Here is a 20397-nt window from a genome sequence, read left to right as displayed (position 1 = left end):
AGACTAGCCATGAAACGTTATGCCTATCTGCTCGCCCCGATGCTTGCGGCGGCCGCCACCCCGGCCCTCGCCGCCGAGCCCGCTCCCAGGGCGGCGGCGTCAACGTTGATCCAGAGCCTGCTCGATCGCCGGGGCCCCTCCGAACAGACCAGCCCTGAACAGACCAGGGCGACCCTCGCCCGGCTGCGCGAAGCACTCGAGGCGCGCAAACAGAAGTTGAAGGACGCGGCCACTCGCGCCCAGCAGGATGCCAATGGTCTCTGTTCGGACTGTCCGGACAAGGCGGCTCCGGGTCATCACCATTCCGTCAGCGAAGAGCGCAAGGTCGACTGCATCGAATGCGTCGAACGGCCGCACTACGCCTGATCGGAAACGGCGCGGTCCGGGCCACCTCCCACCGGGCCGCGCCGAACTTTGCCTTTTGGCAGGAGCACCCACCATGCCCCGACCCATGGACATCTACGACCAGGATGAGCTTGCCAGCCTCAGCGATGACATGCCCGGGCCCCCAAGAGCGCAAGAAATCGACCGTTTGATCGATCACCAGTTTCTACAGTCCGTCCTGCCCCGGCTTTCCGCTCGCGAGGAACGCGTCATCCGCATGCGTTTTGGTCTTGGCGGTCTTGGCGAGCACACCCTTTGCGAGATTGGAGAGGATCTCAATATTGGCAAGGAAGCGGTGCGGCGCATCGAGATGAAGGCGCTGCGGCGCCTGCGGTGGTACGCCTGCCGGGCTTTTCCTGAACGGGCAGTTCGGGCTGGGATCACGAGCAAGCCGATCCCGGTGCCTCCTTCGCGTGTTGTGGCACCTGCAATCGCGATAGAACAGCCGGTACGGAAGGCGACACCAAACAGACAGGTTCGCATCGAGCGCTGGCACGACCCTTCACCGCAAGAGCCACCGCTGGTCTCAGGTATCGTTCTGTCAGTGCTTTGTAGCGCCTACGTCGCGGCGCTTGGCCTCAACACGACCATTGTCTATCAAGTGGCGGCGCAGCTTGGCGTAGCGGGGGCATTGCTGCTGTGCTGCGGAGGGGGTTTCCTCGGGTTCAGCCTTGCAATGACGCTGCCGGTCATGCTGCGCGACTTTCCGGTCGATCCCGAACGCATCCGACGAGGCGACGGTTTCTTCTACATGCTTTTCGCTGCTTTGGTGGCCGCCGCCGGCCTGAGCGATCCGGTTCAGACCTTCCTGCACGGCCTGGTCGTGGCAACGCCGCCCCGTTTCCAGAACGGGACGCCAGCGATAGTTCGCTGGTTCTCTGGCCTCATCCTGCTGTTCTGCCCCGTCTACCTGTGGAGTTACCACCAGCGGGAGCATAGACTCCGCCGGTTGCAGCGGTGACATCGAAATCCGAGGACATCATACAATCTGAAAAATGGCGGGACGTGGATGCTTTCCTTGCTATTGGGGGTTTCATGATTCCACGTTAGGAATGCGCGGTTTCCGATCGGGGTGCGGATCAACAATTTCACCAAAATGAATGCCCAAGCTACAAGTAATGAACCAAAATCGCCGCCTTTCAACCAATACGATCGTCGGCACCATCGAGCATGGTCCTCGCGGCCCGATTCTGCGTGACGATGACGGTGTGCGCTGGCGGCTCGGATTTGCTGACGGGCAAGTGCCCGATGGCCTCGCGGGGCGGGTCAATGTGCGGGGGCGCATCGTCGAGATCGACCGGATCGATGTCGACTATCTGGTAGGTGAAACATAACTTCCATGCTGCGACGAAATGGACGATGTTCGATTGGGCCAACGGCCTGTATTTCGAACTGCCTGTCTCATTGAACTATGGGCAACTACGCAGGTCCCACCATTCCCGACACATTATTCTGGCAATTTACGTGTTGAAGCGTTGACAGAAAGTCCCGTCTCAACAAAGACTTGTGTGAACAGGGGATTTCGGGGCACGACCATGGCGATTGAGCGGCTTCCGATCAGCCGGAATGCGCTGGAAATCATCATCAGCGATGCCAGGGACTTGCTCGATACGCTTGAAGCGGCCGGTCTGGAACAGGCGGCAACAATCATGGCGAGCGTCTTGGACCAGCTCGTGTGCGACAGAACGGGACTGTCCGGAACCTCTGGCTTCATGTTCAAGGCGGATGATTCACCGGCAAGTTAGGCGTGGCTAGGCGGCGTGGACAAATTCAGGGGAGCGTTTCTACGCTCACCAACTTGAGGTCGCCGTCGAAGGGCTCGACGTAGGCGCAGATGTTGTCCGAGAACTCGTCCATCAAATTGAGCCCCTCGGGATCGTAGTCGTTCTCGGCGACCAACCTCAGTTTACCGCCCACAAAGGTGCAACTGACATTGTGTTCGTGCGGATAGTGAAGCCGAAACGCTTCGGTGATGTCGCGTGCGGCCTCGTCACCGGCATCGGCGGGCACATCATGGCATTCCAGTGTGATGCGGTACATATACCGATGCTCCCTATTCCACGAACTTATCGGGAAGCTGGTCAGAAAGGGAAGTCGAAATGATTGACGAGATGGCCAAGGGTTGATTCAAGGCTGCTTTTTGGGAGGCAGGCTTGAGCAGGGGCGATCTCACCGAAGCGGAATGGTGCATTTTGAAGGGCTTGCTGCCGATCGAGCCTGAGAACCGTGGTCGAGGCAGGCGCCCTGAACAGAACCGCTCGATCATCAACGGCATTCTCTGGCGGCTCCGCTGTGGAGCGCCGTGGCGCGATGTCCCGCCAAAATATGGCAGTTGGAACACCATCTATCGGCGGTTCCGGCGATGGAGTGAAGCCGGGGTCTGGGAAACAGTCGCTGTGACGCTGGCCGAGATAATGGCGGACAGTGGCCACTACAGCATCGACAGCACTACCGTTCGCGCCCACGTCTCGGCAGCGGGCGGAAAGGGGGGACTCATCGACGCGCTCTTGGCCGCTCGCGGGGCGGGTTCACCAGTAAACTTCACTGTCTGGCTGATGCCCTTGGACGACCAGTCGCCTTCCACCTGACGGGCGGCGAGGCAGCAGATTGCAAGGCCTATGATGATTTGATCGACCTGCCTGAACAGGCACCCGACGCCTTCCTTGCGGACAAAGGCTATGACGCCGACGCCATCCGCGCGGATTTGGCCGAACGAAAGATCAAGGCCGTCATCCCTGGCCGGTCAAACCGCCGGGTGAAGATCGAGTATGATCGGGCGCTCTACAAGCAGCGCAATCGCATCGAGCGTATGTTCGGCCATCTCAAAATCAACCGAGCCATCGCCACCCGCTATGATCAACTGGCCAGCAGCTTCCTCGGTATGGTCCATCTCGCCACCGCCCGATACTGGCTCAAATTTGTCCACGCCGCCTAGGACAGTGGCGCACCAAACGCGATCGTCCGGCCATCGGCTGCGGGCTCGCGCGTTCCCTGCCCAAAAGTGCGGCCATTGATCGCGATCGTCTGGTCCATTCGATGGATATTGGCGACCGGAGGCGCGTCGCGCGCCGCGAGACTGTCGATCGCGGCGAGAACCGCCTCGCGCGAGGAATAGACGTCCTCGCGCATCAGCAGCCGGGCCATCGATGCGGAGCGTTCGGCAATTGCGGCAGCAATCTTGCGGTGAGTGCGCGCCGAGTGCTCGCCATCCTCGCCGCGCTGTGACCAGACGATCAGCCGGTGGAGCGCATTGGGCAGGACGAGGCAGATCATCTCCGCAAGCTGCGGTATCCTCGCCATTTTCCTGACCTCAAGATGAAACTCGAGATTAGAAAGCGTGACGCGCTCGAGATCGTCGGGATCGGTCGCAGATACATCCCCCGCATTGCCCACCAGGGTTTGGAGCCAGGAAATCTGCGCCTCGCTCGCGCGTTCGGCGGCGCGGGCCGCTGCGATCGCCTCGAGCGAGGCGCGCATGTCATACAGGTCTGTGATTTCGGCCCTGGTCCAGGTCCGTACCGTGAATTCGCCGCGTCCGTGCCGGGACAGGTAGCCTTCCGCGACAAGCGCGCCGAGCGCGTCGGCGGCCATGACGGGGCGGCAGTCGTATACCTCGCAGACCTGGTCCTTGCTGATAATCTGGCCAGGCAGGTAGTGGGCAGCAAGCACCCCGAACCTCAGTTCGAGGAAAATCCTTTCGACAAGAGATTGCGCCTTCGCCAATCGATCGTCCCCAAGGGGAAAGCAGTCCCGCCCCGTTGCATGTTGGCTACATAGCACAAACCCTTTAGAATTTTCCAATCAGGATGGTTCGGACTATCCGAAGGATGCGATGTCGGAGGGCGGACAAAAGGTGACAAGGTCAAAGCCAAGGCCGCTTGGAGGGATTACTTGCCCTGCACCGCGCGTCTTTGCCGTGCTGCGCGAGCCCCGCAAACGGCGCAGATTCGACCACGCAAGCCAGATACCCGGACTCGATGATCTACCGGAGGACGGGGCACTCTCACTTGCTGATGAACTTCTCGACCTTGGTCTCCTCGCCCGGGACCACGGCCGCTACACGATCATCGACTGGACCATCGATCGCATCGTCGAACACCTGGCGCTTGCTGGCGCAATCCATGCGATGGCGGCGGCAGAGGCCGCATTGCATGCCAATACAACCGACTTCACAAACCTCGCCGCGATTCAAGCGGCACTGCGCGGCCTCGATGCCGATGAGCCTGCGAACCTGCTCGGCGGCGCTTACCTCGACTACCAGTTCCACCTCGAACTGGTCCGCCTTGGCGGCAATCAGACGGCCTGGGCGAGCTATGCCAAGGCGATTCCACCTGCTGTGTGGATCGCCGGCGCCAACTACTTCGAGCTCGACGAGGCGCGCAGTTCGCTCGCTGAGCACGAGCGGCTCATCGACTACATGAAGGCGGGCGATACGCTGCGCGCGCGCGATGCGGCGGCGTTCCATCTCGAGCAAGCCGGGGCCCAGATCTGGCGGGCCGGGGAAGCGCAGATCGAGAGCTATCCTTCTGGGGCGGATAGCCTGCTCGCTTCAATGTCATTCGGCATCGAGGGCGGCGGGTGACCAACCGCCGTGCTGGGTGTGCCCTGCGGAGTCCGAAACCATGCAAACCCTCGGTGAAGAAGAATGGCGCCAGGTCGCCCTCTCGCTCGTCCAGCTCTGCGTGAGAAACACAGAACTGGAAAACCTTCATTCCGGCATTTTCCCCGCCAGTGAATCCGGCGACTATGCCGACGTAAAGGTTGTGTCCCCTTATGGAGAGATTCCCTGGACGAACCTCTCCCGCATTTCCGATGCCGAGATGCGCGAATTGATGATTGAGATCACGAACAAGGTCTTCACCTATCTGATGAACATCGACGCACTCGCCAATGTACACACCACCCGCAAGTGGCAAATTCCTCACCTTGACGCCAGGCTTGCGGCTACAGCTGATCGCTACCGGCAGCATTTGCCCAAAGATCCTACCTGAACCTTTGGATTTGAAGGGGCCGAGTTATCCGTTTCCCTTTCTTCAGCGCCTTGGCGCTGCGAGAGGGTGAGAGGGTTCGATGGTGGCGCGGGGGGCTCCAATTGGTCCTGGCACATGATTGAAAAGACAGTCCGTTCGGGGTAATCATGGTCAGGGCGAGGAGACCCTCGATGGACCATGATCGCTACGGACTGGATGGAATGCCGATCTCGTGTCGCGGCGCGGACTGCGATCCGGTCACTGGTATTCAATTTCCCCGGTACAGTGAAGGTGATGCGGGAGGTATCCCGCATTTGCGACTGGTACTCGCTGTCATGATGGCCTTGTTCGTGGCCATTTTCATTTGGCAGTCCAACATTTTCGGGTGAGCTTCTAGCTTCGACGTTTGGCAACGTGGAGGTGATCCCTGGCAGGGTCGTCCGGAAACCGCTCGAAGTCGACAGCATAGGCGCTTCCCAAACGGCCCTGGACCTTCGCCGCCCACTGCTCGCCTTGCTCGTTCGAGATGTTGTTGCCGCGAAAATCGAGCGCGCGATCGTCGTAGTGGGCCGACCCAGCCTTGTGCTGGGTGCTGTCATTGCCCGAGGTCACCACTGGCGTGGGAAGGCCAAGGGAGCGCGCTTCTTCGGCGACCACGCCCATCGCCGGCGCCAGCGCGCCGTCCATGTGACCGAGGCGCGCGCCGGGCTTGACCTTGATGCCAAGGTTCTTGGCGAGGGCTGCCCCATCGACCGGTCCATGGGGAACAGCCATGAGCGTTCCCCCTTCGAGCGGTGAAGGCACAAGCGCCGGGGCAACCGTCCCAGACGGCAGGCGCGGCGTCCCCGGCATGCCAAGATCGCCGTTCGAGCCCAGCGCTCCTGACCCCGCAATTCCCGCGACGTCGTTCAGCTCGTTGATCCGGTGCGCGCGAAGATCGCCCATCAGATCGTCCATGAGATAGGCGATGGCCTGATCGCGGCGCGAGGCGTCGCGGTAGTCGAGCCGCGGATTGGACAGGTCCGGCAGGTGCCATTCGGGATGCTCGCGCTGGAGCGTCTCGTAGCGATCCTGGATGAGGTTCGACATGTCGCTCGAGATCTGGAAGCCATGGTTCTCGGCGTAGCTGGCTTCGGACATCATCCGGCTGCCGATCTCGCGGTAGCGCGCGGCAGCTGCCCGCCGTTCCTCGGCTTCCGAGGTGCGCCAGTCGGTTCCATCGGTGCTGGTCCGTGAGCGCGAATGATCGGTGTAATCCGAACTCTGGTTGTAGGTGCCCGACGACTGGACATCGCCGCTGGAGCCGCTGACGACCACGCGGTTGCTGGTCTCGTCCGACTTGTCGGTCCCCCGGGTGGTCTGGTTTGTTGCCGATCGCTCGGTTCCTGCACGAGCGTCGTCACCCCATTCCTTGCGCCCGTAAAGAGAGCCTTGCAGCGTGGCCGATGCTCCACTCCCTGCAATATCCTTGCCGGGCGTCCCGATTGTGCCCGATCCTGTCAGGCTGGCGGAGGATCCGAATGTGCGGTTTGCAAAATCGCCAGAACTCCTGCTGTTCCCCTCGCGCAGGATCAGGTCGTTGTTGGTGACCTCGCGGGTCGAACTACCCGAGGCGCCTTCGACCACCACATTGCCGCCGACATTGTGCGTGTCCGAAGCGCGCGAGCCGTTTTCGCGGCGCGAACCCGCTACGTCGCTGGTCGCGGTGACCGCGCTGCCGAACCGACCCTTCGAACTGGTCCAGCTGGTCGAGGTGCCATTCTCGATTTTGTCGGCCTCGTTCATGTACCACTGGCCCTGAGAGCGCAGGTCCGTGGCGTAGCCGCGCGTCATGGTCGGCTTGAACGGCAGCTGTGAGATCGCGGCATTGGTGTCGATCACCGTGTTGCCCGAGCCATATTCGTTGAACATGCGGCCATCGGCTTCGCGGAAGCCCGAATGCGCGCTGCCCGCGAGCAGGTTCGGTGCCGTGTTCCACTGCGACATCTGGCGATTGTCGGCATTGAGGTTGCCGTAGCTGACGTCGCCATAGGCATAGTTGCCCGTGGTCCGCTCGAGCGCGGCCGCATCCGAGCCCGCCTGGACCGGGGCGAGCATCGAGCCGAGGTTGTTCGCGACCGACATGGTGCCGCGCATCACCATCAGCGCCAGCACCGGCACTGACATCATCAGGAACCCCGCCATGGTGGCGACGTCCTGGTTGACCGCATCGATCCCCGCCCAGTTGGCGAGGTTCACGCTTCCGGCGGCAAGCGCGTTGGTCTGGCTGGCGAGCCGGTCCATGATGAACGAGTGGATGAGGACGTAGATCGGTCCCCAGGCCGACAGGTAGAAGAACCCGGAGAAGTAGCCCTTGACCGTCGCGATTCCCGTGCGCGGGAAGAGCAGCAGCGGAAAGACGATCGGGAACAGCGCGTAGAACACCACGGTCAGCACGACGCCGAGCACCGGAATCCAGATCAGCCCTTGCTCAGCCGCGGTCGTCATCGCGTTACGGGTCTGGGTATCCGCACGCTGCAGCGCGAAGGAATCCGCGTCAGCATTACCAAAATCGAGCTGCGCGGCCTCGAAGGCATCGACCATGCTCTTCTGCTTGAAGAACTGGTTCCGGGTCATCGCCGTCCCGGTCAGCAGCTGCGAGACCACCGGTACATCGGCGGCGAGCTTGGCCCCGGCGGCGGCCTGGGTGAGCTTGGGATACATGGTGTGGGCAAACGGCAGTGCGTAGGCGTTGATTTGCGCATCCCACTGGTTGTTGATCAGCGTCCAGGCCTCAGCGCAGGTCTTGCCCTCGATATCGACGGTGCCCGCGCCGGTGTCGGTGAGGTACTTCATCCCCCGGTTGGTCGCGGCATTGACCCCGAGCTCTGCCCAGAGATCGGGCGCTTCGCTGAGCAGTTTCAAACTCTTGGTGCCGAGCAGGATATCGTAATAGGCGCATTGCTTGAGGTAGCCGTCGACGTTCGCCTTGAAGACGGGATCGCGGATCTCGAAGCCGCGGACCTTGTCCCACATCCGCGCCCCGTAGACGAAGCCGCCGGTCGAGTAATTAAGCGCGGCGGGCATGACGAAGACCGTCTCGGCGGTGCGGGTCAGATAGTCGCTGACCTGACTGGTGAACGAGGCCATCGCGGCAAGGCCGATCGGCACGTTGTCGACCGTCGCGGGGGCCAGCCCCGGGTTTACCCGGTCGGTGACCTTTACGGTCACGGTCGGGACCATCAGCACGAGATAGATGAGCGTCGACTGGATGAACCAGCGAAACCAGGCCCGCCAGTCGAGATCCATGGCGGTGACAAGCAGCGCGTAGATCAGCCCCATCACCATGCACACGCGGATCAGCGCCTTGAACCCGCCCGAGCCCGTCCAGGCGGCGATCGCGTTGAAGGTGTTGACGAGGTAGTCGCCGCCCCCGACCGTGAAGACCTCGAGCATGAGGGCTGCCTTCCTTCTTCGCGGGCCTACTGGACCTGCTGGTTGAGGGTGCGCGAAAAGCGCAATGCTGCCGACATCTGCGGGGAAAGCTGCGTGCGCAGGGTCTTCTCCAGCATCTGCGTGCGCTGGATCAGCGCGAAGGTCTGGTCGAAACGCTGCGAGGTGCGCGCAGCGATCCCGAGGAAGTTGCGCCGGGTCTCGTACAGCCCCTCGCGCCACTCGCGTAAGCTATCCGCGTCCGCCCCGTTGAAGTCCGAGCGGGCGTTCACTGCCATGTCGATGAACCGCATGGTCATGGTGGTGACGAGATCGACCGCGACAATTTCGGAGAGGTCGTTGATCTCCTGGGCCGAGATGCCGAACTCGGCTGCGGCGCTCACCGTGATGATCTTGTAGACCGGCACGCTCGCCATGCCGAGAAGCTGGACCTCGGCCGGAGTCAGCGAAGCGCCGGGATCGCGCACCTTTAGCGCCATGCTCTCGATCAGCGTGCGGACCCGCGCCTTGATCGCCGCGTTGGGGCCGATCACCATGTCGGTCTCGGTGGGCGCCATGCACTTGGTCGTGTCGCTGCCGCAACTCCAGTACTTGTGCGGGGTAGCCGAGGTGCCATCGAGCATGGCGCTGATCAGCGCCGGATCGGCGGGGCCGATGAACTGGACCCGCGGCTTACCGCCCGAGCCTTGCGGGTCGTAGATCACGGTGCCAACGAGCGTCATCAGGAACTCGCGAAACTGGGTGTCGAAGCCGCCGTACTTCTTGCCGAGCGCCTCCCAGGTATAGTTGTTGGGCATCCCGGCCTGTTCCTTCATGTCCGGGTCGGAATTGGCAGCTTTAAGCGCCTCGCGCTGGCCACCGTTGTTGCACTGCTGGCGTGCGCGGGCCCAATCGGCGACCGCGCCCTGGCTGTTGGCGATCGCCTCGCAGATCACCGAGGACGCCGTGTCGGTCTTGGGCCAGAGTCCGCCGACCAGCGCCTGCGCGGTCTCGCAGGACGAGATGTTCATCTGGTTCATCTGCTGAACCTTCTGGGCTAGCTCATCCATGACCTTGCCGATCTCGGGCGATATCGTGTCGATCGCGAGCTTGAAGGCGAAGCCCAAGGCATTGTTGGCCGTGGCCTTGAGCATGGCGACGAGTTCGGCGGTGTTGATGAACGAGAAGCTCCCGGCAAAGAGGTCGATCCCGCCGCAGCCCGCGCGCGCATGGGGCAACTGGATGTTGAAGGGCTGGATGTTCTTCTGCGGGAAGCGCGACCAAACCGAACCCATCGAATAGTAGCCCGCCGACTGGCCCTGGTAGGCGCTGGGGCCGGTGACATTGGCCTGGGCTCCCATGTCCGACATGAAACTCTGCATCTCGCCTTCGACCCCGGCCACGGCGGGGGCTGGCGACGCCAGCAGGACGGCCACGCCGAGCACGGTGCCAAGCGCGCGGCGCGAGACCTGAGTGAGGGACGCACGCATCAGTAGTCGCTCCCGGGCTGGACCTGGGTCAATTGGAACACGCGGTCCATGATCTCGTCCTGGCTGAGGATGCCGTAGCCGATCGGCATTAGCTGCTTGGTGACGGAATCGAACAGCACCAGGGCCGGGACCTGCCGCTCGGTGCCCATGCCGAGCTTCTCGTACTGCCCGCTATCGACCATGTAGCCGGGGAAGGTCGCCGAGGGGCCGCCGTCCATCGAGACCGCGAGAACGGCGAGGCCGAACTTGTCGCTGACCGCTTTCAGGATCGGCGAGAAGATGTCGCAGGCGCCGCAGCTCGAAGAGAAGAAGTAGAACACCCCGTAGCGCTGCGAGAGTTCGCCCATCACGCGGTCGCGATCGCTCTTGCGCTGGTCGATCCACGCGCGCTTGCCGAGCGTCGAGACCGGGCGCTGGAGTGTGTAGTCGAGCCCGGGATCCTGCCACAGCGCGCGTTGCCACACGTCGGCGAACATCGAGGAGCGGTCGAGCTGCTCGCGCTGGAAGCGCACATAGGCAGTGACGTTTTCCGGGCTCGGCTCGAGGATCGCGCGCGCCTTCAGCTCCTCGAGTTGGGTGCCGATCGCGGCGAGGCGCTCGCGCGCCGGGGGCGCGGCCGCCGCGGTCCTGGACGGTTCTTGTTTCGGCTTCTCGCAGTAGAACCAGGTCCCGAGCTTGCGCTCCTTGCAGTATAGCGCGTCCTCGGACTGCTTGACCTCGACGCCGTCCTCATTGGCAGCGTGAAGCGGGGCCGTGCCGCTAAGCGCCAGACTGACGCCGAGGCACAGGGCGGCAATGCGGCGTCTGTCCATATGGCGGGGGTTCATGATCCGCTCCTCTCGAATTCCTTGATCAGTGACATGAAGACAGCGAGGTCGAGCAGGCGGCGACCGCCATCGAGCATTCGCACCAGCGCGTGGGTGAACGGGGTGAGCGCCGCAGTGCCAGTCTCGCTCAGAGTGTACGTGCCGCAGCCGTGCGCGACCCAGCCCCGGCCGAGCATGGCCTCGAGCGGCGCCTTTATTGCGCGCGAGCGCACTTGCCGGTCGAACCAGGCCGAGAGTTCGGCCGCCAGTTCGCCCGCACTTTGCGGCGCGCGGCGGGATAGCGCCATGCCGAGGCAGAACTCGACCACGCTCATGTCCGCGAGCGCGCCGACGGCGCTGAGCGGGATGACCGTGGCGCCAGGTTCTGAAGGGGGCATTCTGCCCCCGCCGTTACGGCTTGTGGGCGGCATAGTAGGCCTCGATCTTTGTCTGGATGTCGATGAGGGTGGCGGCCTCGTCGGGAAGTTTCGCCGCATCGACGAACTCCGCGTAGATCTCCCGGAAATCCATCACCGAGAGGTCGAGCTGCTGGAACTCGAAGATGGTGAACCCGTCGCAGACCGGTTTTTTCGGTGTGCCCCAGGTCTTGCCGATCTGCGGGCGGCCCTGCTCCTGGAGGATGCGGCTGATCTTCGACTGGAAGCAGCAATAGACGTCGCGCTTGGTGAGGCAGATTCCAAGGAAGCTCGACGAGCAGTAAGTGCCGATCTTGTGGCACAGCCCGGCATCGTCCTTCTGGTCAAGCAGGACTTCGGACGGACTGCACAGCAGCGGGGTGAGGAGCGGTACGCCTTTTCCCGAACAGCAATTGGCGAGCCCGAAGACCTTGTGCGCGCAGCTTTCGGCGGTGCCCTTGAACAGGGTCAATGTGTTCTCGTCGAACTCGGCGTTGGCCTGGCCGAGCGCGTTCAGCGCCACGACCGCATCCTTGAACTCGTCCGAGGCCTCGCGCACGATCGGCTCACAGTCGCCATTGACGCAGTAGACGTCGCCGCCGCAGATGTACTGAGCAGGCTGCTCAGTGCTCCCCGGGATCGGGCACTTGTAGATCCGCTCGGCAACCTTGCACGAGCCGTCGCTGCTCGGCGGATCATCGAGGCAGGTCTCGTGGTCGAAAGTGCAGCCGGGCGTCGCATCAAGCTTGCCGCAGTCGTTGCCGCCGCCGACCACGGTTTGGCACTGGTAGGTCTTCGTGCTCTCCCAGCAGGGCCGGGTCACCGGCACGCCGTCAATGAGCTGGGTTTCTCCGGGTGCGGTGCAGGTCTCGCTCGCAAGCGTGCAGGTGCCGAGGTCGACCGAACAGGCATTGTCGGTCCAGGTTTCGGTGAACCACTTCGAGACCGAGCTTTCGGGCACGACCCCGGCGACATTGGAGCTGCAGGCATAGACCTCTTCGGGGGCGGCCGGCTCGGCGCAAGTGAGGTAGCCCCCGCCCCCGAAAGGATCGCCGATGAAGTCCCAGGTCTTGCACAGCTGCCTATCGGTCAGACCTGCGGCGCTTGGGCTACTCCGGGTGCAACTGGGCTCAGACCCGAGCGATCCGCACTGCTGGAGCCCGGTCACATATTGCTGCGGGAAGCCGGTCACCGGATCGAAGGTCAGCGCGTCGGTGATCCCTTCGGTGTTGCAGCGGTAGACGTTGCTGACGACCTGGAAGGCATTGGCCGGCGGCGGCTTGGGCACCGTGCCCATGAGATAGACGTTGGGATCGCTGATGGAGCCGTCGCAGTCGTAATAGTCGACGGTGAGATTGTACTGCGGCACCGGGTAGGTCCCGGTTTTCCGGCATAGGCTACTCCCTTCGAGCGAGGTGCAACCGGCAAAGCTTGGGCTTGTGACGCACAGGTACTGGTAGAGCGTTTCATTCCACGCCGAGACCGAGAGACTGCGGGTGCAGGTCTTGGGCTGTTCTACCACCGTCGAGCCGACATTGCAGGTCCACTCGGCCATGTTCGCCCCGCCGGAGCCCGGGGGCAGCGGAACGCAGTTGCCGGTCGAGCCGTCGGAGCTCATGCCTTGCAAGTAAGCGTTGGGATCCTCGGTGACCGTGTTGGCGCGCGAGAGGTCGCTGCGCTTCACATCGACGGTCGGCCGCGTCGTGGAATTGGCGGTGCGATAGGCATCGCTGCTGTAGCCGGCAGCGGCTCCATCAGCATACATATTGCCGGGGTTGTCATAATACTGGGTGAGCCCGGGATAGTTGGCCTGATAGCCCGGAATCTGCCCGGCAGCGCCCGGGGCATCGGTGATCCCCTGGTTGGCGCCGCGAACCGTCGATCCGAGCTCCCGCGCCTGTGCCTTCGCCTCGTCCCAGGTCATGGTGGCCGGCGCGGAAGGCGGTGGGGGTGCTGGCGGGGGGACGCCGGGGTCGGTTGCGGGCGGAAGCGCGGGTTGCGGCTCGATGAGGTCGTCGGGCGGCGGGATATAGACCTGTGCGTGTGTACCGGTTGGCGCGAGCAGCGTGATCATGAAGAAGTAGGCGGCAAGAAGGGCCGCAGTTCGCCGACGATTGCGCAAGCCCCGCCCATCCATCTCACTGGCCCTTGGTCAGTTGGGCGAGCGCAATGCGCGCAACACCGGCGCCGGGACCCCGGCCGCTGGCGAAGGTCTCGAGCGCGTATTCGACCGTGACGTTTCCGGTGATGCGGTCATGATCGGGTGTCGAGCTCGTGCAGTCGAGCCCATCGCAAAGTTCGTATTCGCGGCCTGCGGCAACGAAGGTCGGGGCGGCACTGACCTTGAAGGCGCGGAACAGGCGTGGGTCGATCGCCAAGTGAGCCTCCTGGCCCTCGCTGGTCACCACCCGCTTCAACCCTTCGGCGAAGGCCTTGGTGCTTCCCCCCGGAAAGCCGCGGAAGACGACCACCCCGCCCGCCCTCGTGGTGTCGGCAATCAGCCGGGAAAGCGATGCCTCGGGCATCGACAGGCTGGCGAAGACGATGAACATCGGCCCCTCGCCCATCGGCGTCCTGGTATTGGCGGCCGCCCCGCTCAGCAGTTCGTCGAAGTCGACTGCGCCATCCGGCCCTTTGGGCAAGTCGGCAGGATTGATGTTGGCGACAGCCGCCATGCCTTGTTCGCGCAGTTGCTCGGCTTCGGCGCGGTGGGCTTCGCCCTTGCCCGCAACAGCATCGACCAGGGTCTGCGCATCGGCCGTGACCTCGGTTCCGCGTGCCTTAATCGCCTTCAGGTCGAGGCCCCCGACATCTTGGGCGATGGTTTGGGCGAGAGCGGCCGAGACGGCGGTCAGGGCGAGGAAGCCAGCAAGTCCAAGGAGCCGGGATTTGTGCGGGAGCCGCGCGAAGGTCATGGGTGTCCTCACAGCATGCAGCAGTTGCGCTTGCGCCAGACGAGGTAGCCAAAGTCCTCGCCCTTGACGGGGTAGCCCTTGCCGGTCTGGGGGATGATGGTGGCCGCACCCACCGGCGCGCAGGCGTAGCGCCCCTTCACCATCGCAACGGGCGAGGTCATTTGCAGCCGGTATTGCTGCTTCCTCATCACCGGCATCAGGTACTTGTGGCACAGCGCCTTCGAACCCATCGTGCCCCAGGCCAGCGCCTCGCGGTGCATCTTGTAGAGCATGCGCTCGGCGACGAGCCGCGAGGCCTGGATCGGGGTGACGTGGGCCGAGACGTGGCCATTCAAGGGATACATCCCGCCGTTGCAGCCTGCGCACCAGAACATCTGGTCGATCGGAAGCTTTGCTGTCGCCGCGACGCAGTCGGCGGCGCAGGCCGCGGTGGCAATTGGGTTGGCGAAGAGCGCGACCTCGGGGTTGATGATCGAGGTCAGCGCGGAATCCTGCCACAGCGGGTCGATCTCGGTCACATAGGCGACGTCGAAGGTGGTCTGCTCGAAGCAGAGGAAGTCGGTCAGGATCTCCATCCAGTAGAGCAGCGGATAGACGTAATAGTGCGACTGCCACTGCGAGGAGTTCTGGGTCTTGCCGCCGATCTGGCTGCGCCCCTGGACATGGCCGTGGCCGATGTCGAAACCGGGGTTGAGCCGGATCCCGCCGAGGTTGGGAAAACACCACGACTTGTTGGTGACATCGACGAGGCGTACCGGTTCCCAGAAACCCACCGAGATACCGATGCGCGGGATCGGCGAGCCGCAGGCGCACAGGGGAAACGACGGATTCTTGGGATCGGGGCGCGAGCCCTTCCAGATCGAGAGCCCGCCGATCGACAGCGGGAACAGGCACGACCAGCACACATCGGTGATCGGGTTGATGAACTTGCCGTGGCAGGTGACCGTGTCGGCCCGGGCCGGACTGGTTCCGGCCAAGGCGAGCGCGAGCGCGCCGAGCAGCGCCATGAATCTCGCGGGAACGCGCATCATGGCCGCCCCTCCCGCCCTAAGCTATCGTCGGCGCGCACCTTGGCGCGGAAATAGACGAACCCGTGGAGCATCGCCGCAGCTGCGAGCAGCAGGGCGGGAAGCCCGGCCCACGGCCCCAGCAGCATCTTCAGCACCGGGAGCAGCAGCACGGCGAGCGCCAGTGACCAGCACAGCGCCATCCAGAGCCTGCGCATGCGCCGCAACGTTCGCGTCTCGGGCGCCGCCATCGGGGTCTTGAGGAAGGTGATGAGCGGATGGGTCATGAGCTCTTGCCTCCCCCTGTCGCGGCCTCGCGCGGCAGCGGCACTTCGCTGATCTTGAGGCTGGAGCCGGCTGCGCTCACCACGGCGGGGGTGTGGCGGATCCCGAACTTCGATGTGAGCGTGCCGCCCTGGTCGAAGTAGAAGCGGCGCTGCCACGGCTTCATCGCGTCGAAGGGCGAACCCGAAACGAAGATGATCTTGGCCGCCGTATCGCTCCAGGTCCGCAGCGCCCATAGCAGTTCGGCCGCGTTGTCGCCGTCGACGAAGACCAGCGCCTGGCGCAGCTGGACCGTGTCGAGCGGATTGACCCGGGTGCCGCGCGCGGCGATGAGGTTGCCCTTGGCGTCGACGATATCGTCCTCGGTGACGATCGAGGGATCGAACAGCCACTCGCGCTTGGTGGTCGCCGGGGTCATGCCATCGACCCGCTTGGGACGCCGCACGCTCGCCACGGCCTGTTCCTGCATCTCGCGCTGCAGCCGCTCGATCCCGCCATTGGCCTCGAGGGTCCTGAGCCTGGTCTCGATGGTTGTGAGCAGATCGGCCTCGATGATCGGAAAGGTCTGGCCCATCTGGCCATAGTCGGCGGCGCGAACTGCCGAGATCAGCGGCCAGCCAATCAGCAGCGCGGCACCGCCCGCGGCGGATAGAAGGACCAAGCGGCTCACAGCACCGAGTCCCCGGTGCCGATGATGCGTGTCAAACAGACGAAGCCGATGTCGGCGTAGCGGCTATCCAGCCCGTCCTTGTGCTCGGTCCCGACATAGTAGCAGTGCTCGGGGATGCGGCCCGTGGGGCCAGGCTCCAGCCTTTCGCCGCGCGAACTTACCGGCTTCAGGCGTGCGACCTCAGCGCCGTTGATCCGCACCACGTCGTTCTCGCGGGTGACCACGTCACCCGGCATGCCGTAGACGCGCTTGGCAAAGGGCGGCGAGACCTTCCCGAAATGCGCGGTGATGAGCGGGGTTTGCGGCGGGGCAAACACCACAAAGTCCCCGCGCGCCGGGCGGCGGTGCTTGTCGATCCAGAACGCCCAGTTGGGGAGCGATTGGGTCGTGTTGATGAGGATCGCATGATCGTCGCGCCAGCTCGCCAGCGAGGAACTGGCCGCCAGCGTCGCCGCAAGTGCACCGATCACCAGCCAGCGCCGGGCGTGCGAGGATCTCGGGGCATGGACCTCAGTTGACGGGAGCACTGCCCTGTCCTCCCAAGGCAGCGCCCGGCATCGCGGCCGCTGCTTGCGGCGCCCCCTGCCCGCTCATCGCCGCGCGCATCGCGCCCATGACCTCGCCGGCTGAAGCGTTGGCAGCTTGGGGCATCTTGACCTTGGCATACACCTCGCGGCGGACCTCGGCGGTGATGTCGGGGACATTGCCGGCGAGCACGGCCTCGCCCACCAGCACGATCTGGCCCGACGCACCGCGGCGCTCGAGGTTCTTCTGGACCTCACCCATGAACGCGCGGGTCTCGGTGGTGACCTGCTCGGGCGGGGTGGCCGAGCGGGCCTGGGCCTGGACATATTCGCCGACAATGCCTGAGAGCTGGACCTTGGCGATGGCCGGTCGGTCCCCTGCCCCCAGTACGTTCTTGGTGACCCAGGCGCCCCACAACCCCGCGGCAACCAGCGCGCCGACCAGCGCCACGGGAACCAGTCCAATGCGGGCGCGGGGCGCGGGTCGGGCCGTGCTCACTTCGGTCTCGAACAGCGGGCCGGCAGTAGTGTCGGCCGCAGAAGCCGCGGACGGGCGGGGGCTTCTAGCCATGATGGTTCTCCCTGGGATCTGAGGTGGCCGCGGCCCCGCGCGCGAGCAGCGAGTGACGGCGAAAGAAGCCGACTGCGGCGAAGAGCCCGGCGCTGGTCAGCCAGAAGAAATGGGCAAAGCGGTCCTGGCGCTCGGCGCTCGCGGCGACATAGCGCGAAGCGAAGTTCTCGAGCTGGAGCACGGTCCCGCCAAAGCTGAAGTTGCCGAGCGCCACGAAGAACATCAGCCACAGCGCCGCGACGCAGCCCAGCGTGACCGTGAGCCAACCGATAAGACGCAGGCCATGGTAGCAGGCATCGGCGAGGCGCATGGGCCGGCGACGAGGGGCAACGAGCGCGGTCATTCCGCCGCCTCGGCAAGTTCGCCGTCCGTAAAGTCGGGGGCTCCCGGCTGCGGCGGCACGAAGTCGGGAAAGGCGACCCGCTCGATCGCATCGGGGAGCGGCAGGCCGGCGCGGACCTTCTCCTCGATCTCGGAGAAGACCCGGGGGCTCGAAGAGTAGAGCGTCGCCGAATAGGGATCGAGCACGAGCCGGCCGACCGCGAGGGTCTCGGGCCCCTTGATCAGAACGTCGGAATATTCGGTGCCATTGCGCTTCAGCGAGCGCAGCAGGCTTTCGGTGTAGTGGTCCATCTCGAAGCGCTGGTGCTTGGCGAGATCGTTGATCGTTTCCTCCTTCTGCTGGAGGACGATCGACCAGTCGGAGTTCTCAAGCGCGGCGAGCGAGCCTTCGGACTTGTAGAAGTCATTGAGGGACTGGGTCGCGGTGATGAGCGAGCCGCCATATTTGCGGCAGGTCCGCGCATAGGTCTCGATTGCCTGGCCCATCTGCCCGCCGCCGAGCAGCTGCCAGGCCTCGTCGATCATGGTCAGCTTGGGCACCGAACGGTCAAGATCGCGCATGACCCTGAGCGTCAGGAACATGAGCGCGGTGAGCGCGACCGAGCGCAGTTCGGGCTTCGAAGAGAGGTCCGAAAGCTCGAACACGGTGAGGCCCGCCGAGAGATCGATCGAGCAGGCACCCTCGAAAAAGCGGCCATAGGTGCCGCCCTTGAGGAACGGCGACATGGCATCGGCGAGATCGCCGGCGAAGGGGGATGGCAGGGCGCGCAGCGCCGCCGCAACGTCGTCGATGCTGCCGGCGCGCTGCTTTTCGCGCCAGACGCTGCTCACCGCGGAATCGATGAGGCCGCGCTCGGTGTCGGACAGGCGGTCTTGCTGACGCGCCATCTGCCCGACGATCGACTTGAGCATGGCGAGGCATTCGACCTCGTAGTCCTCGCCGTCCTCGTCGGAGGACAGTGCCTCGCCATCGATCATGTTAAACGGGTTGAGTGAGAACCCCGAGGAGAGCTTGAACTCGACGAAGGCGCCGCCGAAGGCCTTGGCCATGTGCTCGAACGAGCGCCCGTCGTCGATCACGATGACCTTGGCCCCTGCCCCCGACATCGCCGCGCAGACGTCCTGCAGAAAGACCGATTTGCCCGAGCCCGATTTTCCGAACACCGCGACGTTGTGATTGCCCGCCGCGTTCTGGAACGGCGACCAGAAGAAGGGCTGACCGCGCCGTCCGATCAACAGCACGTGCGGAATGTGCCCGCCGGTATGTTCTCCCTGGAGCGGCGCGATCGACGCGGCCGTCGTCGTCAGCATGGTCTTGAAGCGCTTCATGCGCCTCAGATCCGCCGACAGGCCATTGGGGAACGAGAGCGGCATGGCAGCGAGCAGCCCCATGACTTGGAGGTAGCGCTCGTCGATGAGGTCCCAGCCAGAGGCCTTGTAGACCGACTTCACCATGCGCTCGTTGACGTCGCCCTTGCCGAGCGGCGAGAGCGCTCCGACCCCGTAATAGACCTGCGCGAGCTTGCGGCCCTGCCGCATCTCGGCTTGCACGTACTGCCACTCGTCGCGCTGCTCGGAGAGTTGGGGCAGGAACCGGGCCGAGCGGCTGTCGGCAAGGCTGGTCGTGCGCATGACCTTGAGCCCGGCGCGCGAGCTCGCCGCCTCCTCGTCCTGGAAGACGAGCCCGAGCACGGTCATCACGTTGCAACCGAAGCGCAGCTTGTCGTTGATGACGTCGCCGATGATCTTCTGGACGTCCCAGGGCGCCCACTGCTTGGGCAGATTGCGCACCGAGAAGAAGCGCCAGTCGAACTTGTCGGGGACCACCTCGCCGATCACCGGCGCGCCATCTTGGCTTTCGCCTGTCGGGCGGAACCGTTCGGTCTGAAGCACGATGCGATCGGGCGTGACCTGGGTTTCAAGGTCGCGGCGCACGCACTGGATATTGATTGGGTCGAGCGCGGAATAGTGTTCGGGCCGGTCGGCATTGTCGACCGCGGGGCAGAGGAAATCGTCGAGGAAGGCGATCAGTTCGACCGGGCCGACGTCGCGCGCGGGGATCGACAGCGCCTGGAGCGTGCCGTGCAGGCTTTCGCGAACCGAGCCCAGCGCCTCGGCGCCGATTCCTCCGCTGAGCCGCGCGCCGACCGAGAGGATCACGCGGGTGTTGCGGAGGTAAAAGGGCGCATCGCGCGAGATCGACATCCATGCCGCCCGGCGCAGCCAGCGTGCGCGGTGGGTGGCGGCGCGGCCATAGACGCCCTTGGCAACGACGCGCGGCATGACCCAGTCGGCGATGCGTTCGCCGACCGAGGGGCTTTGCCAGTGGATCAGCTGGATCTCGCAGCCAGGCGGCACCGCGTCGGAGAGGAACTGGGTGAGGATCTCGCCGCTGCGCTCATCCGCCCCCATCATCGGCGCGAGTTCGAGGATGAACCCCACTGATTCCGTGTTGATGAACATCCGGCTTTTCTTGTCGTAGCTGCGATAGGGCAGCCAGTTCGACAGCATCGGCGCGCCGAGCACCGGGCGTGTCGCCTCGGGATGCGCGCTTTCGCCGAACATCATATCGAGGAACCGGTCCCAGAACCCGCGCGAAACCATGG

23 protein-coding genes are annotated in these 20397 nt (G+C 64.2%); 8 read left to right on the top strand and 15 right to left on the bottom strand.

Annotated features, from left to right (window positions below; all coding sequences use genetic code 11):
• Nucleotides 1-9 precede the first annotated feature (9 nt).
• From H7F49_RS12030 to H7F49_RS12015, 4 genes are all read left to right on the top strand, one after another.
• A complete protein-coding gene (locus tag H7F49_RS12030) occupies nt 10-366 on the top strand; it encodes a hypothetical protein (protein ID WP_185683843.1) in 357 nt (118 codons plus the stop codon).
• A gap of 85 nt (nt 367-451) precedes the next feature.
• Nucleotides 452-1345: a sigma factor-like helix-turn-helix DNA-binding protein gene (locus H7F49_RS12025; protein ID WP_185683842.1), complete on the top strand. Its 894-nt coding sequence runs from the start codon at nt 452-454 to the stop codon at nt 1343-1345.
• Between the two features lie 157 nt (nt 1346-1502).
• Nucleotides 1503-1718 (top strand): DUF5818 domain-containing protein, encoded by a 216-nt coding sequence (locus tag H7F49_RS12020; protein WP_185683841.1) that lies wholly within the window; start codon nt 1503-1505, stop codon nt 1716-1718.
• 201 nt (nt 1719-1919) lie between these two features.
• The gene (locus tag H7F49_RS12015) at nt 1920-2129 is read left to right on the top strand and encodes a hypothetical protein (RefSeq protein ID WP_185683840.1); all 210 of its coding nucleotides are present in this window, start codon (nt 1920-1922) and stop codon (nt 2127-2129) included.
• Nucleotides 2130-2154: 25 nt separating this feature from the next.
• Here the strand turns inward: H7F49_RS12015 and H7F49_RS12010 are convergent, their stop codons facing one another.
• Nucleotides 2155-2424, bottom strand: a complete 270-nt coding sequence (locus H7F49_RS12010) for a hypothetical protein (RefSeq protein WP_185683839.1) — start codon at nt 2422-2424, stop codon at nt 2155-2157.
• Between the two features lie 113 nt (nt 2425-2537).
• Here H7F49_RS12010 and H7F49_RS12005 point away from each other — a divergent pair.
• A protein-coding gene (locus H7F49_RS12005) for an IS5 family transposase (protein WP_214647790.1) occupies nt 2538-3319 on the top strand; the annotation gives its coding sequence in 2 pieces (ribosomal slippage) (nt 2538-2871 and nt 2871-3319; 783 coding nt in all).
• Here H7F49_RS12005 and H7F49_RS12000 read toward each other — a convergent pair.
• A complete protein-coding gene (locus H7F49_RS12000; RefSeq protein ID WP_214647789.1) occupies nt 3316-4107 on the bottom strand; it encodes a GntR family transcriptional regulator in 792 nt (263 codons plus the stop codon). The two genes, H7F49_RS12005 and H7F49_RS12000, sit on opposite strands and share 4 nt — an antisense overlap.
• A gap of 193 nt (nt 4108-4300) precedes the next feature.
• Here H7F49_RS12000 and H7F49_RS11995 point away from each other — a divergent pair, with 193 nt between their 5' ends.
• From H7F49_RS11995 to H7F49_RS11985, 3 genes are all read left to right on the top strand, one after another.
• The gene (locus tag H7F49_RS11995) at nt 4301-4966 is read left to right on the top strand and encodes an FCD domain-containing protein (protein WP_328806702.1); all 666 of its coding nucleotides are present in this window, start codon (nt 4301-4303) and stop codon (nt 4964-4966) included.
• Nucleotides 4967-5006: 40 nt separating this feature from the next.
• The gene (locus H7F49_RS11990) at nt 5007-5375 is read left to right on the top strand and encodes a hypothetical protein (RefSeq protein ID WP_185683837.1); all 369 of its coding nucleotides are present in this window, start codon (nt 5007-5009) and stop codon (nt 5373-5375) included.
• A 170-nt stretch (nt 5376-5545) separates the two neighbouring features.
• The gene (locus H7F49_RS11985; RefSeq protein ID WP_223806774.1) at nt 5546-5743 is read left to right on the top strand and encodes a hypothetical protein; all 198 of its coding nucleotides are present in this window, start codon (nt 5546-5548) and stop codon (nt 5741-5743) included.
• 4 nt (nt 5744-5747) lie between these two features.
• On the opposite strand, the gene H7F49_RS11980 is transcribed toward H7F49_RS11985, so the two are convergent.
• The 13 genes from H7F49_RS11980 to traC form a co-directional block, all read right to left on the bottom strand.
• Nucleotides 5748-8789: a conjugal transfer protein TraG N-terminal domain-containing protein gene (locus H7F49_RS11980; protein WP_185683836.1), complete on the bottom strand. Its 3042-nt coding sequence runs from the start codon at nt 8787-8789 to the stop codon at nt 5748-5750.
• 26 nt (nt 8790-8815) lie between these two features.
• The gene (locus H7F49_RS11975) at nt 8816-10255 is read right to left on the bottom strand and encodes a conjugal transfer protein TraH (RefSeq protein WP_185683835.1); all 1440 of its coding nucleotides are present in this window, start codon (nt 10253-10255) and stop codon (nt 8816-8818) included.
• Nucleotides 10255-11082, bottom strand: coding sequence for a conjugal transfer protein TraF (gene traF / locus H7F49_RS11970; RefSeq protein WP_235982119.1), 828 nt, complete (start codon nt 11080-11082; stop codon nt 10255-10257). Before traF ends, H7F49_RS11975 begins: the two co-directional genes overlap by 1 nt.
• On the bottom strand, nt 11079-11459 hold the full coding sequence (locus tag H7F49_RS11965) for a hypothetical protein (protein ID WP_214647788.1): 381 nt from the start codon (nt 11457-11459) through the stop codon (nt 11079-11081). Before H7F49_RS11965 ends, traF begins: the two co-directional genes overlap by 4 nt.
• Before the next feature lie 13 nt (nt 11460-11472).
• Complete coding sequence (gene traN / locus H7F49_RS11960; protein WP_235982118.1) at nt 11473-13551, bottom strand: conjugal transfer protein TraN; 2079 nt, start codon at nt 13549-13551, stop codon at nt 11473-11475.
• Between the two features lie 64 nt (nt 13552-13615).
• Nucleotides 13616-14392, bottom strand: coding sequence for a type-F conjugative transfer system pilin assembly protein TrbC (gene trbC, locus H7F49_RS11955; protein ID WP_185683833.1), 777 nt, complete (start codon nt 14390-14392; stop codon nt 13616-13618).
• 8 nt (nt 14393-14400) lie between these two features.
• Complete coding sequence (gene traU, locus H7F49_RS11950; RefSeq protein ID WP_185683832.1) at nt 14401-15423, bottom strand: conjugal transfer pilus assembly protein TraU; 1023 nt, start codon at nt 15421-15423, stop codon at nt 14401-14403.
• Nucleotides 15420-15686 (bottom strand): hypothetical protein, encoded by a 267-nt coding sequence (locus tag H7F49_RS11945; protein WP_185683831.1) that lies wholly within the window; start codon nt 15684-15686, stop codon nt 15420-15422. Before H7F49_RS11945 ends, traU begins: the two co-directional genes overlap by 4 nt.
• Nucleotides 15683-16354, bottom strand: coding sequence for a type-F conjugative transfer system protein TraW (gene traW, locus H7F49_RS11940; RefSeq protein ID WP_185683830.1), 672 nt, complete (start codon nt 16352-16354; stop codon nt 15683-15685). The genes H7F49_RS11945 and traW overlap by 4 nt, the downstream gene beginning before the upstream one ends.
• Nucleotides 16351-16824 (bottom strand): S26 family signal peptidase, encoded by a 474-nt coding sequence (locus tag H7F49_RS11935; protein WP_185683829.1) that lies wholly within the window; start codon nt 16822-16824, stop codon nt 16351-16353. The genes traW and H7F49_RS11935 overlap by 4 nt, the downstream gene beginning before the upstream one ends.
• 40 nt (nt 16825-16864) lie before the next feature.
• Nucleotides 16865-17449 (bottom strand): type-F conjugative transfer system protein TrbI, encoded by a 585-nt coding sequence (locus tag H7F49_RS11930; RefSeq protein ID WP_185683828.1) that lies wholly within the window; start codon nt 17447-17449, stop codon nt 16865-16867.
• Nucleotides 17442-17792: a hypothetical protein gene (locus H7F49_RS11925; protein WP_185683827.1), complete on the bottom strand. Its 351-nt coding sequence runs from the start codon at nt 17790-17792 to the stop codon at nt 17442-17444. Before H7F49_RS11925 ends, H7F49_RS11930 begins: the two co-directional genes overlap by 8 nt.
• Nucleotides 17789-20395, bottom strand: coding sequence for a type IV secretion system protein TraC (gene traC, locus H7F49_RS11920; RefSeq protein ID WP_185683826.1), 2607 nt, complete (start codon nt 20393-20395; stop codon nt 17789-17791). The genes H7F49_RS11925 and traC overlap by 4 nt, the downstream gene beginning before the upstream one ends.
• Nucleotides 20396-20397: the final 2 nt, after the last annotated feature.

The sequence above is a fragment of the Novosphingobium aerophilum genome (assembly GCF_014230305.1).
In the GTDB taxonomy this organism is placed as follows: domain Bacteria; phylum Pseudomonadota; class Alphaproteobacteria; order Sphingomonadales; family Sphingomonadaceae; genus Novosphingobium; species Novosphingobium aerophilum.
Note: the sequence above shows the minus strand (reverse complement) of the source record. Positions and strands in the feature narration are given on the sequence as shown.

Bases quoted from the DNA above. Each gene is read 5' to 3' on its own strand.
- traF (WP_235982119.1), bottom strand. From the start codon at position 11,082: ATGAACCCCCGCCATATGGACAGACGCCGCATTGCCGCCCTGTGCCTC.
- H7F49_RS12010 (WP_185683839.1), bottom strand. From the start codon at position 2,424: ATGTACCGCATCACACTGGAATGCCATGATGTGCCCGCCGATGCCGGT.
- H7F49_RS12020 (WP_185683841.1), top strand. From the start codon at position 1,503: ATGAACCAAAATCGCCGCCTTTCAACCAATACGATCGTCGGCACCATC.
- H7F49_RS11990 (WP_185683837.1), top strand. From the start codon at position 5,007: ATGCAAACCCTCGGTGAAGAAGAATGGCGCCAGGTCGCCCTCTCGCTC.
- H7F49_RS11965 (WP_214647788.1), bottom strand. From the start codon at position 11,459: ATGCCCCCTTCAGAACCTGGCGCCACGGTCATCCCGCTCAGCGCCGTC.
- H7F49_RS11975 (WP_185683835.1), bottom strand. From the start codon at position 10,255: ATGCGTGCGTCCCTCACTCAGGTCTCGCGCCGCGCGCTTGGCACCGTG.
- H7F49_RS12030 (WP_185683843.1), top strand. From the start codon at position 10: ATGAAACGTTATGCCTATCTGCTCGCCCCGATGCTTGCGGCGGCCGCC.
- trbC (WP_185683833.1), bottom strand. From the start codon at position 14,392: ATGACCTTCGCGCGGCTCCCGCACAAATCCCGGCTCCTTGGACTTGCT.
- H7F49_RS12015 (WP_185683840.1), top strand. From the start codon at position 1,920: ATGGCGATTGAGCGGCTTCCGATCAGCCGGAATGCGCTGGAAATCATC.
- H7F49_RS12025 (WP_185683842.1), top strand. From the start codon at position 452: ATGGACATCTACGACCAGGATGAGCTTGCCAGCCTCAGCGATGACATG.
- H7F49_RS11985 (WP_223806774.1), top strand. From the start codon at position 5,546: ATGGACCATGATCGCTACGGACTGGATGGAATGCCGATCTCGTGTCGC.
- traN (WP_235982118.1), bottom strand. From the start codon at position 13,551: ATGATCACGCTGCTCGCGCCAACCGGTACACACGCACAGGTCTATATC.
- traC (WP_185683826.1), bottom strand. From the start codon at position 20,395: ATGGTTTCGCGCGGGTTCTGGGACCGGTTCCTCGATATGATGTTCGGC.
- H7F49_RS11980 (WP_185683836.1), bottom strand. From the start codon at position 8,789: ATGCTCGAGGTCTTCACGGTCGGGGGCGGCGACTACCTCGTCAACACC.
- H7F49_RS11925 (WP_185683827.1), bottom strand. From the start codon at position 17,792: ATGACCGCGCTCGTTGCCCCTCGTCGCCGGCCCATGCGCCTCGCCGAT.
- traU (WP_185683832.1), bottom strand. From the start codon at position 15,423: ATGATGCGCGTTCCCGCGAGATTCATGGCGCTGCTCGGCGCGCTCGCG.
- H7F49_RS11930 (WP_185683828.1), bottom strand. From the start codon at position 17,449: ATGGCTAGAAGCCCCCGCCCGTCCGCGGCTTCTGCGGCCGACACTACT.
- H7F49_RS11945 (WP_185683831.1), bottom strand. From the start codon at position 15,686: ATGACCCATCCGCTCATCACCTTCCTCAAGACCCCGATGGCGGCGCCC.